We start from the raw sequence: 18,741 nt of genomic DNA, 5'->3' as shown, positions 1-18,741 counted from the left end.
CGATGATTTAAGAAGGAGATGTATTTATGTCAAAACTAGGGATTATAGGTTTAGGCAAAGTCGGTACACAAGTACTAACGGATGTACAACAGTTGAATTTGTTCTCAGAAATAATACTAATTGATGATAGAGAAAATGTGGCAAGTGGAGAAGCGTTGGACCATAGTCATGCACAAGGTTTAACCAACACAGCACACATCAAAATTCGAAGCGGTGTTTATCAAGATTTAGCAGATGCTGATTTTATCGTTATCGCCGCGAGTGAACCGACGGATATCAATAATGGTGACCGTACATTATTAGCTCAAGGTAATTATTCAATCATAAAAAATGTGATGACTCAAATTGCTGCTGTTACTCAAAATGCGCGCATAATTTTAATTTCAAATCCAGTTGATTCAATGGTATATATTGCTAACGAAGTCGGGTATCCTTTAAATAAAATTATCGGAACGGGAACGGCATTAGAGACATCAAGGTTTAAAACAATTATTGCCAACCATTACCAAGTGGACCCTAAAAATGTTGAAGCATTTGTCATTGGAGAACATGGTACACATGCAGTGCCAGTGTGGAGTAAAGTTCGCATTCATGGGATGGATTTAGCTGAGTTTGAAACATTGAGTAATAGTCCAAAATTAGATCAAGCTCATATAACGTCGATTATTAATCAAGTGTCGATGGATGTTTTTTATCAAAAAGGTTGGACGAATGCAGCGATATCACGTGTGACGATACAACTGATACAATCGATGGCACTCAATCAACGCACGATTGTGCCACTAACATCTGTGAGTTCAGAATACGGTCTGACGGATGGCGCTTATAGTTTGCCTACATTGGTAGATGAAACGGGAATTGTGCAGAGATATGCGATTACGTTAGATGAACAAGAACGTCAGCAACTTCAAGAGGCTTACACTTATATTAAGCAAACGATACACACGGCACGCAGTTAATTTAGATATCAATGAGCACCCATGCATGAGCACTATGCTTTTGTATGGGTGCTTTTTGTTTTGTTACTGGATCGAACGATTGTCGCTCGTTATCTTCTTGCTAATCTCATGGTGACTGGCTACAATGAATTTAAATATAAGATGCAATTTTAACTGAAATGAAGGGTGCGAGGTAATAATGTTAGAAAGACATGCAAAAATGATTCAATTATTACTTAATAAGCGCAATCAGTATATAAACGCAGACGAAATTTCCATGGATTTAAATATTTCGAATCGAACAGTGAGAAATGATATTAAGTTTATCAATAGTGAGGTTTTAACAGCCCTCATTATTAGTGTTAAAGGCCGAGGTTACAAACTAAACCTTGATGAATATAATGCGACTCAAATAGATGATGTACTCTCTGATTATAAGAATAAAGAAAGTGAAATATTTATCAAATTGGCATATCAATTATTAATGTACGAACAACCTATCACGATTGAACAATTAGCCAACACATATCACTTAACTAAAGCAGAAATTAATGACTTGTTAAATAAAATAAGTGCATGGAGCCTCTCTTTTGATGTGACAATTAAAGTCATGAAGCGCAAAGGTATTACGGTTAGTGGTAGCGAGATGAATATTAGAAATGCTATTTTACATTTAAACCAACTATCTGAAAATGTACAAAATGTTGATACGCTTATTTTAAATGAATTACCGAAAGCGCATATTGTCAAAATGACACAAATTATAGAAGAAACACTGAAAATATATCATATTCATACTTCGAAAATTAGAATTAAGCAATTACTCATTCATCTCATTATTATTTTTAAAAGGTCACATGATGAAGATGGGCAATCATGGGTGATTGATGATACTGCATATGAGATTGCCCAGCAATGTGTTACACAAATTAATCAAGCCTTGGGTTATAACTTAACTAAAGAAACAGCAAAACTATTGTCATTTTTTATCAGTTACTATTTCAATCAATATGATTTAGGCTTGGAAAAAATATTTGTTAAAAGTTATATTGAACGCATGATTTACCAAATGGAAAAAATCGTTGGTATTGCCTTCTCGAAAGATCCAATTCTCCAAGAAAATCTTTTTGAACACTTTAGTCGTACATATTTAAGAATTGCTAAAGATGTCTATATCAATAATCCTTTAACCGATGATATTAAAAAGCATTATCCATTTGTGTTCAACGCGCTATATGAAACGGTCACTTATCTGTCGAAAGACTCAGATATACATTTGGTTGAAGATGAAATTGCCTTTTTAGCATTACATTTTCAGTCTTCAATAGATAGAAATGATAAAGAGATATTTAATATTGTGATTACCTGTTACTATGGTGTAGGTATTTCTAGTTTATTAGAAGCGAAAATTGCAAATTTAGATGACCGTATTGCGATTGTGGATACCTTGAAATTAGAGCAAGTTGAGCAATATGATTTTACAAATGTGGACGCACTCGTAACGACACATGTAATGGAAACGGGTCAATTGCCAGACCATGTTGCATTAATTGCAGTGTCACCATTATTCTCAGAAGAGGATGGCAAAAAGATTTTGACATCGATGCACCATAAACAAAACCCACTCATTCAACAAGATGAACTAGCTAATATTCAGTTTGATATTGTTGCAGATAAACAAGAATCGTTAAATGCATTATTCGTGTTTGAACAGGCGCAAGAGATATTTGATAGAGATTACTCAGTTATGACTGATTATATTCAGAGTGCATTAGAGCGAGAGCGTTTTTCATCAACTTATATCGGCAATGCAATCAGTATTCCTCATGGTGATCCGGAAAAGGTGTTGAAATCACATGTCATTATTTTTAAAAATCAACAAGGATTTACTTGGAAACAAAACAAAGCGAAAATCATATTTTTCTTAGCCATTGCAGAACATGACATAACTATAATGAAGAAAATGATACAAAGGATTGTCAACATAACTGAAACAGATGTTCAATCGTTATTGCGTTATGATGATCAACAGTTTAAAGAACATATAATGAAGCTCATCAAAGCATAATTGCCACTAGCAACGGCAATTATGTTTTTTTATTCTTTGTTGAATGCGCTTACAATAAAAATAAGAGAGGATGATTAATATGAAAATTTTAGCGATTACGTCGTGTCCAAATGGGATTGCACACACGTATATGGCTCAAGAGAAACTTGAGCAAGCTGCACAAGAAATGGGTGTAGATATTAAAGTTGAAACACAGGGCGGTGTTGGAGCAGAGAATGTATTAACAGCCAAAGAGATTGAAGCGGCTGATGGTATTATTATTGCTGCCGATCGCCAAGTGGATTTATCTCGATTCGATGGCAAGTTGTTAATTAATGAAAGTGTGCGTGAAGGAATTCATCAACCAAAGGCATTGATTCAACGTATCATCGACAAAGACGCACGTATTTATCACGATGCAAGTGGTGCATCACAGTCAAATCAAGGCAATGATGAGGCTAAAAGTGGCGTGCAAATGTTCTATCAACACCTGATGAATGGTGTATCTTTTATGGTACCGTTTATTGTTGTAGGTGGATTACTCATGGCTATTGCATTGACGCTTGGTGGAGAAGCAACGCCTAAAGGATTGCAAATTCCTGATCATTCATTTTGGAAATCAATTGAAAGCATTGGTGGTTTAGCGTTTAGTTTCATGGTGCCTATTTTAGCGGGTTATATAGCAGTAAGTATTGCAGATAAACCAGGTCTCGTACCAGGTATGATTGGTGGAGCGATTGCAGCTGATGGAAGTTTTTATGGTAGTGACGCAGGCGCAGGATTCCTAGGTGGGATTGTTGCTGGTTTTATTGCTGGTTATATTGCAAAATGGATAAAAAACATTAAAGTACCGAAAGTTATGGTACCGATTATGCCAATTATCATTATTCCTATTATTTCATCTATTATTGTAGGGTTGATCTTTATTTTCCTTATTGGTGCACCGATTGCTAGTATTTTTGAAGTATTAACAACATGGTTAAAAGGTATGCAAGGTACTAATATTGTTATCTTAGCGTTGATTATTGGAGCAATGATTGCATTTGATATGGGTGGTCCAGTAAATAAAGTTGCATTTTTATTTGGTTCAGCATTAATTGCAGAAGGAAATTATGCCGTGATGGGTATGGTTGCAGTTGCAGTGTGTACGCCGCCTATTGGATTAGGTTTAGCGACGTTTATCAACAAACGTAAATTCAATCAAGGTGAAGTAGAAATGGGTAAAGCATCGTTTACGATGGGATTATTTGGTATTACAGAAGGTGCGATTCCATTTGCTGCACAAGATCCATTACGTATTATTCCATCGAATATGATTGGAGCGATGGTTGCTGCAGTAATTGCAGCTATTGGTGGCGTCGGAGATAGAGTTGCACACGGTGGTCCAATTGTAGCCGTATTAGGTGGTATTGACCAAATTGTTTGGTTCTTTGTTGCAGTGATTGTAGGTAGTGTTGTGACAATGAGTTTGGTGTTAATTTTAAGAAAAAATTCACCTACATTAACTGTAGATTCATCTGAAATTGCGACAGGTATGAATGATAAGCAGGACGTTGAGCCAGGGTATTCAGAAACAACAGGAAATCAACCACAACATCATGACACAACAGTACATTCAAATGAAGCAGAATCAACTGAAGTATTTAATAAAGATGTTATTTCACTTGTTGATACAAAATTAACAAGAGATGAAGCGATTGATCAATTAGTAGATCAATTGGCACAACAACAATATATTACGGATAAGCAGTTATTGAAAGGTGATGTATTGAAACGAGAAGCACAATCTACTACGGCAATAGGGATGAATGTTGCAATTCCACATGCAAAATCCGAAGCGGTGAAGCAACCAATTGTGGCTGTAATGAACAATAAACATGGTGTCAACTGGGATAGTTTAGATGGCACATTACCCCAAATTGTCTTTCTCATTGCAGTACCAAGTGATAGTAGTGACACGCATTTAAAACTCTTACAACGTCTATCACGTGCATTGATGGATGATGAGACACGCCAAAGTTTAATCGATGCAACACATAAAAAAGCAATATACGATATACTAAAAGAAATATAAGATGGAGGGACAAACTGATGCCATTATTTTTACAACCAGTATTTCAAGAACGTATTTGGGGTGGCCGTGCACTTGAAGCGTTTCAGTATGAAATTCCCAATGAACATACTGGAGAATGTTGGGGCATTTCCGCGCATCCAAATGGACCGAATACGATTATAAATGGTGTACATCAAGGGGAAACATTAGAAACAGTCTGGAATACAGACCGAGCGTTGTTTGGTAATCCAAAAGAAGAAAAGTTTCCATTATTGACTAAAATTTTGGATGCGAATGATAAATTATCTGTACAAGTACATCCTGATAATGCATATGCGCAAGCGCACGAAGGTGAATTTGGCAAAACTGAGTGTTGGTACATTTTAGATGCGAAAGAAGATGCAGAAATTATTTATGGTGTGAATGCAACGGATCAACAAACACTAAATGAAATGATTGATAATGAGCAATTTGATGCATTGTTTAAAACAGTGAAAGTTCAAGCAGGTGACTTTTTCTATGTACCCGCTGGAACGGTGCATGCTATTGGTGAAGGTATATTGATATTAGAGACTCAGCAGTCATCGGATACGACATATCGTATATATGATTATGATCGTAAAGATGCCAATGGAAACCAACGCGCATTACATTTAGAAGAAAGTAAAGCAGTCATTGACTTAACATCAGGTTCACCGAACACAACGCCAGTGCACAAAGAGGTACAAGGACAACAATTCACGCAGTTTGTGTCTAATTCATTTTTCACAGTTGAACGTTGGGTGATTGATGGTCAATTAACATATGAAAAGCCACAAGCGTATTGCTTAGTCTCTGTTGTTGAAGGTAGTGGTAGTGTTACGACAGGTAAAGATACCTATGAAATAACGAAAGGATCGCACTTTATTTTAACAACGGAAGATCAAGATATTACATTTGAGGGAAATATGACATTGATCACGAGCTATGTATAGATATTATCGCAGAGAATTGCATTGTTTTTAGACTGCTCTGCGACTTTTTTTGTTCATACTAAAATTAATATTTAAGACGGAGTTGATGATGAATGTTGAAAATATGTGTGGATATCGGTGGTACTAAGACTATCGTAGGTTTAATTAATCAGGATTTAGAAGTTGTCACTTCGCAAAAATTTACGACATATAGCGATAATCCTGAAAAAGAATTTGCAGAAATTGTGCGTGTGGCACATGAATATGTACAACAGTACGATAATGTTGCGACAACTACACTTAATATTGCGATGCCTGGACCATGTGACTATTCGAAGGGACTATTTTTAAATCCACCTAATTTACAACAATATAATGGTTTTCATGCAGGGGATTATATTGCTAAACATAGCGACTTCCAACCTTGTTTTGTCAATGATACCAATGCAGCGATACTTGCAGAATATCGTCATCTTCAAACATCAGTTGAAGATTTGATCTATTTAACAATCAGTACAGGTGTAGGAATGGCATATGTTAGAAATGGTAAATTAGTAGCAGGCAGTGAAGGCAATTTTGGAGAAATAGGACATACAATACTTAAAAGTAATAGTGTGTATCAGTGCCCAGTATGTAATCAGTATGGCTGTATAGAAAATGAAATTTCCGGTGTAGCAATAAGTCGGAAAGCCAGCGAAATATTACAGAAACCGGTAAGCACTCAAGAAGCCATAGCAATGTATAACTATGATAGTAATGCGACTATAACTGAAATGATTGAAGAAGTATTAGCATTAACGCAGCGATTATGCACAAATTTGTTTAGCATATTTAATTGTCATAATATCGTGCTAGGCGGTGGTGTTACGCAGAGTAGATTACCATATAAATTACGTATTGAAGCCTATGCTGCAGCACATCAATTAATCCAAACACAACCATTTAAAGTGAAAATAAGTGATTTAGAGTCGAATGTTTTAACAGGTTTATATGATATAGATATACAATGATATTTAATTAATTATGAGGCAAATCACAGGCTAGTAAAGTGATTTGTATTTGAAGGAGGCTGGGACAGTTATTATGTTTCAGTCTTTTATCTTGTTTAGACAGTTAAAATTTAAGAAGCCGTTTTGATGACACAGAACCATGAAATTAAGATCTGAAAAATATTATTTGCAAATTCGAGCTAAAGAATATATAATTCTTATCGGTATAGTAAGGAATAGAGAATGGAAAATGGGGCTAGCTCGGAGGAAAACAATGATTGCGTTTGATTTAATAGGAAACACACCACTTGTATTGTTACAGTCATTTAGTAATAAAGATGTGCAGATATATGCAAAGTTAGAACAGTTTAATCCAGGTGGAAGTGTGAAGGATAGGTTAGGGAAACACTTGATTGAAATGGCTATAAAAGAAAATAAAATTCAACAAGGTGATACGGTTGTAGAAGCTTCGGCTGGTAATACAGGGATTGGCATAGCGTTAGCAGCAAATCACTATGATGTGCAGGCAGTTATCTTTGCGCCAGAAGGTTTTTCAGAAGAAAAAATAGCGATCATTAAAGCTTTAGGTGCAAAGGTCATCCGAACAGAACAAGCATTGGGTATGACTGGTGCTCAAGTTGCTGCACAAGCTTATGAACAAAGTACGGGGGCTTATTATTTAAATCAATTTGAGTCTAAACATAATCCACAAGCTTATGAATCAACATTAGGTAAGAAAATTACAGATCAGTTAGACAATGTCGATTATTTTGTCAGTGGCGTAGGGTCGGGAGGCACTTTTACAGGTGTAGCTAAGCATTTAACAGCACACCAAGTTGAGAGTGTTATTGTAGAACCTGAAGGCTCTATATTAAGTGGTGGCCAGTCTCATGCACATGATATTGAAGGGATTGGTTCTGAAAAGTGGCCTGATTTTCTGTCAAAGTCGCTTGTAGCTGATATTATCAAGGTCAGTGACGAAGATGCTTTCAATAATGTGAAACGCATTGCACAACAAGAAGGTTTGCTTGTTGGAAGTTCGTCAGGTGCAGCACTACAAGGCGCATTAGAGATTAAAAAGCATATTAAACAAGGTGTCATCGTTACTATTTTTCCAGATGGTAGTGATCGATACATGTCTAAACAAATTTTAAATTATAAGGAGTAAATCATTATGAATAAAAAAACACAACTTATCCACGGTGGTATGACAACAGATCCATATACAGGTGCAGTAACTACACCAATTTATCAAACGAGTACATACTTACAAGATGGCATTGGTGACATGAGACAAGGTTATGAATACTCACGTTCAGCGAATCCAACACGTAGCGCTTTAGAAGGGTTGATTGCAGATTTAGAACAAGGTACACATGGCTTTGCATTTGGCTCAGGTATGGCAGCAATTTCTGCGGTTATGATGTTACTAGATAAGGGTGACCATTTACTCATTAACTCAGATGTTTATGGCGGTACTTATAGAGCATTGACGAAAGTATTTAATCGCTTTGGTATCGAAGCGGATTTCATAGATACAACTCATATCGACACAGTTGAACAATATATTAAACCAGAAACTAAAATGTTATATATAGAAACACCGTCAAATCCATTATTACGTGTAACAGATATTAAAAAATCATCTGAAATTGCACAGAAACATAATTTAATATCAGTTGTTGATAATACATTCATGACACCATATTTCCAAAACCCATTAGCATTGGGGATAGATCTTGTCTTACATTCTGCGACGAAATATTTAGGCGGTCACAGTGATGTAGTAGCTGGATTAGTAGCGACAAAAGATGCAGATTTAGCAGAGCGTATTGGATTTATCCAAAATTCAACGGGTGGTGTGCTAGGGCCACAAGATAGTTACTTACTCATTCGTGGTATGAAAACATTAGGCCTACGTATGGATCAAGTTCAACGAAATACATTAGCGATTATTGAAATGTTGCAACAACATCAAGTTGTAAAACAAGTATTCCATCCAAGCATGGCTGAACATCTTAATCACGATATACATCAAGCGCAAGCTGAAGGACATACAGGTGTCGTTGCATTTGAAGTTGCAGATATTGAAAGTGCGAAACAAGTCATAAGTAAACTCCAATATTTCACATTAGCAGAAAGTTTAGGTGCTGTAGAAAGTTTAGTGTCGGTACCAGCATTAATGACACATGCATCAATTCCTAAAGATATTCGTGAAAAAGAAGGTATTGCAGATGGACTCATCCGTTTATCAGTGGGTATTGAAGGTACAGAAGATTTAGTAGCAGATTTAACGCAAGCATTAGATACATTAAATTAATTGAATAAAATGATCAGCAACATATAAAAAATAACCCTGGAAATATGATAAACAAACCTAAGACAGATATTAAATATTTGTTTTAGGAGGTTATATCATATACTCGGGTTATCTTTATGTCAGAAAGTCATTATTTTTGTGGAATGCCAATGACATGACCTAATTGTTTAGGTGTTTCAAATGATTGTTGTTGAGCAAAATATGCTTTGATTTTTGCTTGAATAGGCTCAGGGAAATTCATACTCTTGCGTTGTTGATTACTGACGCCCATCATCATGACTTCGTATGTCGCATTGTGCTCATCCTGGTTGTTATACATATTTAAAAATAAATGAACTCTTTTAGCGTCATAATTGTATATATGTACTTTTATATAAAAAGCTTCATCTAGTATCAATTCTTTTAAAAATGAAATGTGTGCTTCTATGGTAAACATCGTGACTTCTTGACTTTGGCGATATTCTCGTGAAAAACCAAGAGAAGCAAAAAAGCCAGCAACTGCATCACTGAATACAGCATAGTATTGCGCATCATGCATATGATTATTATTATCTATCCAAGTTGGTTGTACAGTATTTTGATAAATGTATTCCTCTGTCACACGATCACTCCTATGTAAAGATTCATTAACCGGTACTATTGTATCAATGTTAGCAAAGGAGTGTTACCATTTTGATTGGTTAAGTATAAAAATATGCGTCTTTCTTTAAAATGACCCACTGTTAAGATAGTATGGAACATAGTTTTGAAATAAGTCATTTGGACTTTATAAAGGAGTGAACCTATGTTATTCATCGCTATAGTCCTGTTTGTAATTGCTATTGTCTTACTTATTTATTCTATTACATTATTAATGGGCAAAGATGGCACGCTATTTCACTTGTTTTCAAAAGAAGAGAAGTCACTGAGTAGTGTTCAAAAACTAATTATTTACATCATTACAATTGTTTTATTTGTTGTCAGTCTCGTTTGGTTGCTTAATATGATTTAATGATCTAAGAAAAAGTATAAAGTCTCACTGCTTAATTCATTAAGTTAGTGAGATTAATGCATGAGCTTTAGCTCAGGTAAACTTATCGATATTAGTCATCCTTTTCGGGAGTGGGACTACGAAATCTTTATTAAAAATTTGATTTCTGTTCCACTCCTTTTTGTATAAAGTACATAGACAGTTATCTATATTGATGTTAGTCTATGTTATGTCTAGGAGGTTTGTTATGTCTTATAAAGCATTGGCAACGTTATTAAAAGTTTTATCTGATCCAAGTAGATTAGAAATATTAGATTTAATTTCATGTGGTGAATTATGTGCGTGTGATTTATTAGCACATTTTCAATTTTCGCAACCAACTCTAAGCCATCATATGAAGGCCTTAGTAGATTGTGATTTGGTTATAACGCGTAAAGAAGGCAACAAACATATGTATCAACTCAACCATGAGATATTTGATTTGGTAAATGAAAATCTTAAAACGATGAATACGGCTAATCAGCGATGTATATGTAATAACCTGAAGTCAGGAGCGTGTTCATAATGACAATATTAGCAATTACAATCTTCTTGTTAACATTACTCTTTGTCATATGGCAACCGAAAGGGTTAGATATTGGTGTTACAGCATTCATTGGAGCCATCATTGCCATCATCACTGGCGTGGTTTCCTTTGCTGATGTCATAGAAGTTACCGGCATTGTATGGAATGCCACACTTACGTTTGTAGCCGTAATACTGATTTCGCTAATATTAGATGAAATTGGTTTCTTTGAATGGTCAGCCAGACACATGGTGAGCGCATCCAAAGGTAATGGATTGAAAATGTTTATTTTTATTATGCTTTTAGGTTCGGTAGTAGCAGCATTTTTCGCAAATGATGGTGCCGCATTAATACTAACGCCGATAGTTCTGGCAATGGTCAGAAATTTAGGATTTAATCAAAAAGTGATTTTCCCATTTATTATTGCCAGTGGTTTTATTGCCGATACAACATCATTGCCATTAATTGTAAGTAATTTAGTCAATATTGTATCAGCGGATTACTTTGATATTGGATTTGTAGAATATTTGAGTCGTATGTTCATCCCAAATATATTCTCACTGATAGCAAGTATTGTCGTATTATGGCTCTATTTTAGAAATTCTATTCCTAAAACATTTGATACCAATGATATTGCATCGCCCAAAAATGCCATAAAGGATGAAAAACTCTTTAAACTTTCTTGGATTGTCTTAGGTGTATTACTTATTGGTTATCTTATTAGTGAATTTATCCAAATCCCAGTATCTATTATTGCTGGACTAGTTGCGCTCATTTTTGTCATATTAGCGCGCAAATCACCTGCAGTACATACGAAACAAGTGATTAAAGGCGCACCTTGGAATATTGTTGTATTTTCAATTGGTATGTATTTAGTTGTATTTGGATTGAAAAATGTAGGTATTACGTCCGTTTTAGCAGATTTACTATCACATATTTCAAATTATGGCTTATTTAGTAGTGTGTTAGGTATGGGCTTTATAGCTGCAATTTTATCATCTATCATGAATAATATGCCTACAGTGTTAATTGATGCGATAGCGATAGGTCAATCACACGCTGTTGGGAGCATTAAAGAAGGTATGATATATGCGAACGTGATAGGCTCAGATTTAGGTCCTAAGATTACACCGATAGGTTCATTGGCTACATTACTCTGGTTACATGTCCTAGCTCAAAAAGGTGTGAAAATATCATGGGGTACTTATTTTAAAACAGGCATCATTATCACGATTCCAGTGTTATTATTCACATTGATTGGATTATACCTAACACTTATCATATTTTAAAAAGAGAGGTTTATCATGGATAAAAAAGTGATTTATTTTATATGTACAGGCAATGCTTGTCGCAGTCAAATGGCTGAAGGATGGGGTAAAGTCATACTTGGAGATGATTGGCAAGTCTATTCTGCAGGTATCGAAGCGCACGGTGTGAATCCGAAAGCAATAGAAGCAATGAAAGAAGTAGATATTGATATCTCGGATCAGACATCCGATATCATTGATAGTGAGTTATTAAAGCAATCTGATCTAGTTGTAACATTGTGCAGTAATGCGGATGAACATTGTCCAACTTTACCGTCAAATGTGCAAAAAGTGCATTGGGGGTTCGATGATCCAGCAGGGAAACCATGGTCAGAATTTCAACGCGTGAGAGACGAAATCAAACATGCTATTGAAGTATTTAATGAACAAAAATAAAGTTTCAAAATATACTTTGCAAGTTGAATTATTATATATGATTGCTATATACGCCATCTATTTACACAATGAACGTATAAAAGCGTTACTTTCAATTTATTAGAAAGTAACGCTTTTATATTTTTCGTTAACAAATATATTTTAATATTCAAAAATAATGTGCAATATATGATTGAGATTCATATAACATCATGTATAATTGAGAATAAGATGAGAAAAGGGGACATAGAAATGAAAAAATTAATATTACCATTGCTTGCATTGATGCTTATACTAGCGGCATGTGGCAACGGATCAAGTGACAAAGCGTCGAAAAAAGATACAGCGAAAACAACATACAAACAAGATTCAGGTGATAAGGTTAAAATACCGAAACATCCGAAACGTATTGTTGTATTGGGTGCTACATATGCAGGTGGTTTGAAACAACTAGATGCGAATGTTGTAGGTGTCGCAAATATTGTGGATGACAGCAAAGTTTTAAAAGATAAATTTAAAGATGTGGATAAAGTAGATCCAGAGAACGTAGAAAGTGTTGCAAAACTTAAGCCAGATTTAATTATTACGTACAATACAGATAAAAACTTAAAGAAACTTAATAAAGTTGCGCCTACGATTGCGTTTGACTACATGAAACATGATTATAAAGAACAACATAAAGAACTTGGTAAAATAGTTGGAAAAGAAGATAAAGCCAACGACTGGATCAAGGAATGGGATAAAAAGACACAAAATGATGGTCAAGAAATTAAAGATCAAATTGGAGCTGATACGACGGTTTCAATTATCAAAGATTTTGATAAAAAAATCTATGCTTTAGGTAAAACATATGGTCACGGTAGTGAGATTTTATATGATTCATTTGGATTGAAGATGCCAGCTAAAGTAGAGAAAGCAACTAAGAAGAATGACCTAGCTGATATTTCTGAGGAACAAATTCCGGAAATGTCTGGTGATTATGTTGTAACACCAGTTGCAAAAGGTGCTGATCTATCTTTTGAAAAGAAAGATATTTGGAAAAATACTGAAGCGGTTAAAAATGGTAAAACATTCAAAGTAGATGAAGGTATCTATTGGTTAAATGATCCATATTCATTAGAATATGAACGTAAAGATTTAAAAGAAAAGTTACTAAAACATAAATAATTAATAAAACTGTCGTAAAGTGATATTACGGCAGTTTTTTTATCATATAAGGAGTATAATGACAGAGATTTAGTACATTAAGGAAAGGAATGTTATGATTAGTTCATTAACACTTATATCTTGGGAGGATATAATGAAAAAACAACAAAAAATCGATAATTGGGTTCAATTGACCAAATATGTACATTATATAGAGACAATGATTGAAAAAAATTTAAAAGAAACATATAATCTGAGTCTTAAAGAATTTTATGTCTTATATGAAATTTATAAGGCAAAAGGCAAGAAGTACAAAATTAATGATTTGATTAAAATTGTTGATTTGAGTCAGAGTGCGATGTCTCGACTTATTACTAGAATAGAAAAACCAACACAATCTCTTGTTGTCAGACAAGAATGTGTTGAAGATCATCGTGCAATGTATATTTATTTAACAGATGCAGGATTAGAAATAACGGAACAGGCTTTAGACACTTATGAAAATTTAATTGATAAAGTCAGCTTTACTAATATTCGCAAACTGTCTCAAATTGATGATGAATAAAATAAATAATATTTAAAAAGGACTGGCCGTGTTTATATTACAAACACGTTCCAGTCCTTTACTATATTATTGTGATGACTATTCATTATTTCGTTTTTTAGAATGTCTTACACCGTAGCAAATATAAAGCAATAGGCCTATGATAAACCAGATGAGTGTATATAGTTTTGCTTCTGCGCTTAATCCCCAGAATACAAGGACCACGCTTATAAAAGTAATTATAGGCATTACCGGATAGAAAGGCATTTTAAATGCTGGCATTGGTATGTCTTTACCTTCTCTTGGGCGTAAGCCAAAGATACCGATAGACACAAACATAAATGCGACTAACGTACCTGCTGAAATTAATTGAGCAAGAAATGCAAATGGAAACATTGATCCGATTATAACCGCTATAACCGTTAGGATAATAAGTGCGCGGTTTGGTAATCCTTTACTGTTCAGTTTTCCTAACCATGAAGGTAATAAGCCATCTCGTCCAAATGAATATAATAAACGTGAACCAGCGAGCATCATACCAATAAGTGCGGTAAACATACCGATAACTGAAATAGCTTGTACGACAGCGGCAATGACACCAAATCCACTTTGTCTTAATGCCCACCCTACTGGTTCTGCATTGTCTGCATATGCTGAATAAGTAAACATCCCAACAAGTACTAATGAAACAGCTACAAATAGGATGACTGCAATAGCGAGCGAACCTAAGATACCGCGTGGCATAGTCTTTTGAGGATTGATTGCTTCTGCTGAGTTGGCAGCAATAGAATCGAATCCAATGTAAGCTAAGAAAATCATTGATACACCGGCATAAATACCTTGCCAACCACCGAAGTCTCCAGTTTCTGTAACTTTGTGTTCAGGTATAAAAGGCACATAATTACTTAAATCAATCACAGTTAATCCAACAACTATGAAAAGAAGTACCGCGAATACTTTGATAACGACAAGTATATTTTCGATACGTGCTGCAGCAGATACACCATAAGCTAATAAACAAGCAGTGAGTAAAATGACGACCGCAGCAACTATGTCGATAACACCGCCATCAGTACCTAAAGTGTTAGATAGTGCGTTTGGCAACTCGACGCCCAATGGTGAAATTAAACCGCGTAAATTCGCTGAAAAGCCTGATGCCACAAAGGCAACAGCGATAAAATACTCTGCCAGTAATGCCCAGCCTGCTACCCAACCAAAGACTTCTCCAAATACAACATTAATCCAAGAATATGCTGACCCAGCGAAAGGCATGGCCGACGACATTTCGGCGTAAGCAAATGAAACGAGTGCTGCTACGACAGCTGCTAATAGGAATGATAGCGCAACTGCAGGTCCAGTATGTTGTGCTGCAACAACACCAGGCAATGTAAATATAGAAGTGGAAACAATTGTCCCCACACCTAAAGCAAGGAAATCTTTAACGCGCAAAGTTCGATTTAAGTACGCATCTTTTACTTGATATACGGATGGATCTTCCCTTTTTAAAATCTTTCTAAAAAATTCACTCATAAACAATCTCTCCCAATGACTCTATATCGTGAAACTTTATAACGTATTTATAATAATGTATATCATAGCACAAATATATCTAAATATTCAGAAAAATTTAAATTAATTTTGTGTAATTGTACACAAATAGGGCGTATTATACGAAATGAGTTTTGAATATAGCAATGTAAGGTAAAAATGTTACTTTTTAACGAATGTACCTTAATATTTAGAAAGTATTAAGTTAATAAATAGTTAATAATTAGTTAACGAATAGTTAATTCAAATAATTATAATTTTAAAGTACTATCATATATGTAATTAATATTGAAAGGAAGAAATTAAATGAAAAATAATTATATAGCAAAAGTAGTACTGTCATTAGCAGTACTCGGTTTAACGACTACAGTAGTAGAATCAGCTGCAGATGCAAAGCAAGCTAGTACTGTGAAATATGATACAGTACAAAGCTTAGATGCAAAAGTAGTAGAAGCACAGAAAGCAGTGAATACGTTTAAGAAAACAAGAACGATTAAAACACATAGAGCGGCACAAAAGGCAGTGAATAAAATTCATGGTCACGTTTCTGGTCACTATGCGCTCGAAAAACAAAAACTGCAAAAGCAAATCAACATTGTATTGAAATACAATAAAATTAAATAGTATATCCAAAAATGATGTGTGAAAATCCTCGCCAAAGTTTGGCAAGGATTTTTATATTACAAAAATGTCATATGGGCTTACTAATCCGTCACCTTTTACACAAAACATTTTTTAAATTATATAATCATACAATAAAAAAATGTTACATTTTTTATAAATCAAATTTTTAGAATTTAAAAGGAGCTTAATTATGAGGGAAATAAGAAATGAAAAGTTTAGTATAAGGAAGTACAAATTAGGTGCATCTTCGGTATTATTGGGAACATTAATATGGGTCAGTGGATATGAACCTGAGTCGGCTCATGCATCTGAGCAAAATGAGGTAGAAAATAGAACTGCCAACAACACCAGTGAACTAGAGGGAACAGGGAAATCCTCGTCAGAAGTAACAGCGGACAAAAGTAATGAAATTCAAGCAGAAACGTCACAAGAATCATTAAAAGACTCATCTCAGAAACCTTCAACAATAGAGGATGAACCAAAAGAAGTTGATGTTATGGAGAGTCAAACATCAGCTAAAATAGATGAAGAAAATACCCTTAATGCAACAGCACGATCAGAAAAAGATTCGAAGGCAAAATTAAATAAAGCGGAACAAGTAACGGCACCAATTGTAACAGAAAAACAGCCAGTTGAAGTTAAGGAAGGTCAAGGCGAGCAGCCAGCCAATGTTCAAGGTGTTGACAATGACAAGCAAGACAAAGCGTCCACAGAGAAAATAAGTGAGCCAGCTCAAAATAACAATAAATTACAAGCGCCATCTAAACTGGTAAGTAATAAACAGTATAGTGAAAGTGTTAATCAAACAAAGGGTGTTGATGTAACAAATAAAGTTGTTGCTAAAGATGGTTCGCAAATTATAAGTGAAAATGTTGTGAATCCACATGGAGGTCAACGTAGCCAGTTGAAGTATAACTTAACGTTTAACAAGGGCATTGAACCAGGTGACTATTTTGATCTTATGATTTCTAATAATGTGAACACGTATGGTGTTTCGGCTAGAAAAAAAGTGCCAGATATTAAAAATGGTTCTATTATCATGGCAACAGGTCAGGTATTGGAAAACGGTAAGATTAGATATACATTCACTGATTATATTAAGGATAAAGTTAATGTGAAAGCACAATTGTCTTTAAATTTATATATTGATCCAAAAGTAGTTCAAAAAGATAGCCATCAAACAATAACATCTACGTTAAATGGCAAAACATTATCTAAAGAAATATATGTACAACATTTTAATGGCATTAACAATGCAGGTGTTGGTGTAAATGGTGCAATTGAGACATTAGATATTGAACAAAGTAAGTTCAGTCATATAGCATATATCAATCCTCAAGGTAACACTATTCAAAGTGCTACAATATATGGAAGAATTACGAACGGATACACAACAAACGGTGTTTTACCAACTGTCAAAGTTTATGAATATATTGGTAAGGAAAATCCACCACAAAGTGTATATGCAAATACAAATGATACTAGTATGTGGAAAGATGTTACTGAAGAAGTTAAAAATATGTTGAGCGTTGGTGAAAGCCAATATCAATTACATTTCGATACGTTAAATAAACGTTATGCAATTCGATATGAAGGCATGTATCAAAGTGATGCACAAAATCTAAACTTCCAAACTAATATTTCTGGCTATCCTGAGCATTATCCGCATTATGCAGCTCATGCAACATGGAACAATGGTTTAGTATTTTATCAAAGTGATGCTAATGGTAATGGTGAAACAGAAATTGTTGAAAATAATGATATTAATTGGGAAGAAGATACGTTGCCAGACGGTGAAAGTGGCCACAATAATGGTGAAATTGAAGAAGAGGATAGTAAACCAATAGATTGGGAAGAAGGTTCAGGATCAGAAGGAGACAGCGGTCATAATGGTGGTGAGACGGAAGAAGAAGACAGTAAACCAATAGATTGGGAAGAGGACACAACGCCAGATGGAGAAAGTGGGCATAATGGCGGTAAGACTGAAGAAGAAGATAGTAAACCAATAGATTGGGAAGAAGAAACGTTACCGGACGGTGAAAGTGGCCACAATAATGGTGAAATTGAAGAAGAAGACAGTAAACCAATAGAATGGGAAGAAGGTTCAGCATCAGAAGGCGATAGTGGACACAAAAGTGGTAAGACTGAAGAAGAAGATAGTAAACCAATAGATTGGGAAGAGGACACAACACCAGATGGAGAAAGTGGACATAATGGCGGTAAGACTGAAGAAGAAGACAGTAAACCAATAGAATGGGAAGAAGACACGTTACCAGATGGAGAAAGTGGACATAATGGCGGTAAGACTGAAGAAGAAGACAGTAAACCAATAGAATGGGAAGAAGACACGTTACCAGATGGA

Annotated in this window: 17 protein-coding genes; 15 read left to right on the top strand and 2 right to left on the bottom strand. The window is 34.9% G+C overall.

The features are described 5' to 3' along the window. Nucleotides 1-26 precede the first annotated feature (26 nt). From ACSULM_RS08995 to ACSULM_RS08965, 7 genes are all read left to right on the top strand, one after another. The gene (locus ACSULM_RS08995) at nt 27-959 is read left to right on the top strand and encodes a lactate/malate family dehydrogenase (RefSeq protein ID WP_436862242.1); all 933 of its coding nucleotides are present in this window, start codon (nt 27-29) and stop codon (nt 957-959) included. Between the two features lie 178 nt (nt 960-1,137). Then, nucleotides 1,138-3,006, top strand: coding sequence for a BglG family transcription antiterminator (locus ACSULM_RS08990; protein ID WP_436862240.1), 1,869 nt, complete (start codon nt 1,138-1,140; stop codon nt 3,004-3,006). Nucleotides 3,007-3,085: 79 nt separating this feature from the next. Next, nucleotides 3,086-5,059 (top strand): fructose-specific PTS transporter subunit EIIC, encoded by a 1,974-nt coding sequence (locus ACSULM_RS08985; RefSeq protein WP_436862238.1) that lies wholly within the window; start codon nt 3,086-3,088, stop codon nt 5,057-5,059. Between the two features lie 17 nt (nt 5,060-5,076). Beyond that, entirely contained in the window at nt 5,077-6,012 is a 936-nt protein-coding gene (manA, locus tag ACSULM_RS08980) for a mannose-6-phosphate isomerase, class I (protein ID WP_436862236.1), read from the top strand. Between the two features lie 92 nt (nt 6,013-6,104). Next, a complete protein-coding gene (locus ACSULM_RS08975) occupies nt 6,105-7,001 on the top strand; it encodes an ROK family protein (protein ID WP_436862234.1) in 897 nt (298 codons plus the stop codon). A gap of 253 nt (nt 7,002-7,254) precedes the next feature. Beyond that, nucleotides 7,255-8,148 carry a PLP-dependent cysteine synthase family protein gene (locus ACSULM_RS08970; RefSeq protein WP_436862232.1) on the top strand — a complete coding sequence of 298 codons (894 nt, stop codon included), beginning with the start codon at nt 7,255-7,257 and terminating at the stop codon, nt 8,146-8,148. A 6-nt stretch (nt 8,149-8,154) separates the two neighbouring features. Next, nucleotides 8,155-9,300 carry a bifunctional cystathionine gamma-lyase/homocysteine desulfhydrase gene (locus tag ACSULM_RS08965; protein ID WP_436862230.1) on the top strand — a complete coding sequence of 382 codons (1,146 nt, stop codon included), beginning with the start codon at nt 8,155-8,157 and terminating at the stop codon, nt 9,298-9,300. A 130-nt stretch (nt 9,301-9,430) separates the two neighbouring features. Here ACSULM_RS08965 and ACSULM_RS08960 read toward each other — a convergent pair whose 3' ends face one another. After that, nucleotides 9,431-9,901, bottom strand: coding sequence for a thioesterase family protein (locus tag ACSULM_RS08960; RefSeq protein WP_436862228.1), 471 nt, complete (start codon nt 9,899-9,901; stop codon nt 9,431-9,433). Between the two features lie 183 nt (nt 9,902-10,084). Here ACSULM_RS08960 and ACSULM_RS08955 point away from each other — a divergent pair, with 183 nt between their 5' ends. The 6 genes from ACSULM_RS08955 to ACSULM_RS08930 all read left to right on the top strand — a co-directional run bounded on the left by ACSULM_RS08955 (nt 10,085) and on the right by ACSULM_RS08930 (nt 14,228). Beyond that, complete coding sequence (locus ACSULM_RS08955) at nt 10,085-10,291, top strand: hypothetical protein (RefSeq protein WP_069994611.1); 207 nt, start codon at nt 10,085-10,087, stop codon at nt 10,289-10,291. Nucleotides 10,292-10,517: 226 nt separating this feature from the next. Further along, the gene (locus ACSULM_RS08950) at nt 10,518-10,835 is read left to right on the top strand and encodes an ArsR/SmtB family transcription factor (RefSeq protein WP_436862226.1); all 318 of its coding nucleotides are present in this window, start codon (nt 10,518-10,520) and stop codon (nt 10,833-10,835) included. Continuing rightward, nucleotides 10,832-12,124 (top strand): arsenite efflux transporter membrane subunit ArsB, encoded by a 1,293-nt coding sequence (gene arsB, locus ACSULM_RS08945; RefSeq protein ID WP_436862307.1) that lies wholly within the window; start codon nt 10,832-10,834, stop codon nt 12,122-12,124. The genes ACSULM_RS08950 and arsB overlap by 4 nt, the downstream gene beginning before the upstream one ends. Before the next feature lie 15 nt (nt 12,125-12,139). Continuing rightward, nucleotides 12,140-12,538, top strand: a complete 399-nt coding sequence (arsC, locus tag ACSULM_RS08940; protein ID WP_436862224.1) for an arsenate reductase (thioredoxin) — start codon at nt 12,140-12,142, stop codon at nt 12,536-12,538. A gap of 231 nt (nt 12,539-12,769) precedes the next feature. Next, a complete protein-coding gene (locus tag ACSULM_RS08935) occupies nt 12,770-13,684 on the top strand; it encodes an ABC transporter substrate-binding protein (protein WP_436862223.1) in 915 nt (304 codons plus the stop codon). 133 nt (nt 13,685-13,817) lie between these two features. After that, on the top strand, nt 13,818-14,228 hold the full coding sequence (locus tag ACSULM_RS08930; RefSeq protein WP_436862221.1) for a MarR family winged helix-turn-helix transcriptional regulator: 411 nt from the start codon (nt 13,818-13,820) through the stop codon (nt 14,226-14,228). Between the two features lie 78 nt (nt 14,229-14,306). Here ACSULM_RS08930 and ACSULM_RS08925 read toward each other — a convergent pair whose 3' ends face one another. Continuing rightward, the gene (locus tag ACSULM_RS08925; protein WP_436862220.1) at nt 14,307-15,737 is read right to left on the bottom strand and encodes an APC family permease; all 1,431 of its coding nucleotides are present in this window, start codon (nt 15,735-15,737) and stop codon (nt 14,307-14,309) included. Nucleotides 15,738-16,061: 324 nt separating this feature from the next. Between ACSULM_RS08925 and ACSULM_RS08920 the strand changes: the two genes are divergently transcribed. Beyond that, complete coding sequence (locus ACSULM_RS08920; protein ID WP_436862219.1) at nt 16,062-16,379, top strand: fibrinogen-binding protein; 318 nt, start codon at nt 16,062-16,064, stop codon at nt 16,377-16,379. 190 nt (nt 16,380-16,569) lie between these two features. Then, nucleotides 16,570-18,741 (top strand): fibrinogen-binding adhesin SdrG C-terminal domain-containing protein (locus tag ACSULM_RS08915; RefSeq protein ID WP_436862217.1); only part of this gene is annotated, 2,172 nt, incomplete at its 3' end.

The organism is Staphylococcus caeli, from assembly GCF_051413795.1.
In the GTDB taxonomy this organism is placed as follows: Bacteria; Bacillota; Bacilli; order Staphylococcales; family Staphylococcaceae; genus Staphylococcus; species Staphylococcus caeli_A.
Note: the sequence above shows the minus strand (reverse complement) of the source record. Positions and strands in the feature narration are given on the sequence as shown.

Coding starts and splice junctions, on each gene's coding strand:
- ACSULM_RS08985 (WP_436862238.1), top strand. CDS start 3,086: ATGAAAATTTTAGCGATTACGTCGTGTCCAAATGGGATTGCACACACG.
- ACSULM_RS08950 (WP_436862226.1), top strand. CDS start 10,518: ATGTCTTATAAAGCATTGGCAACGTTATTAAAAGTTTTATCTGATCCA.
- ACSULM_RS08970 (WP_436862232.1), top strand. CDS start 7,255: ATGATTGCGTTTGATTTAATAGGAAACACACCACTTGTATTGTTACAG.
- ACSULM_RS08995 (WP_436862242.1), top strand. CDS start 27: ATGTCAAAACTAGGGATTATAGGTTTAGGCAAAGTCGGTACACAAGTA.
- ACSULM_RS08930 (WP_436862221.1), top strand. CDS start 13,818: ATGAAAAAACAACAAAAAATCGATAATTGGGTTCAATTGACCAAATAT.
- ACSULM_RS08925 (WP_436862220.1), bottom strand. CDS start 15,737: ATGAGTGAATTTTTTAGAAAGATTTTAAAAAGGGAAGATCCATCCGTA.
- arsC (WP_436862224.1), top strand. CDS start 12,140: ATGGATAAAAAAGTGATTTATTTTATATGTACAGGCAATGCTTGTCGC.
- ACSULM_RS08965 (WP_436862230.1), top strand. CDS start 8,155: ATGAATAAAAAAACACAACTTATCCACGGTGGTATGACAACAGATCCA.
- ACSULM_RS08975 (WP_436862234.1), top strand. CDS start 6,105: ATGTTGAAAATATGTGTGGATATCGGTGGTACTAAGACTATCGTAGGT.
- ACSULM_RS08935 (WP_436862223.1), top strand. CDS start 12,770: ATGAAAAAATTAATATTACCATTGCTTGCATTGATGCTTATACTAGCG.
- ACSULM_RS08955 (WP_069994611.1), top strand. CDS start 10,085: ATGTTATTCATCGCTATAGTCCTGTTTGTAATTGCTATTGTCTTACTT.
- ACSULM_RS08990 (WP_436862240.1), top strand. CDS start 1,138: ATGTTAGAAAGACATGCAAAAATGATTCAATTATTACTTAATAAGCGC.
- ACSULM_RS08920 (WP_436862219.1), top strand. CDS start 16,062: ATGAAAAATAATTATATAGCAAAAGTAGTACTGTCATTAGCAGTACTC.
- manA (WP_436862236.1), top strand. CDS start 5,077: ATGCCATTATTTTTACAACCAGTATTTCAAGAACGTATTTGGGGTGGC.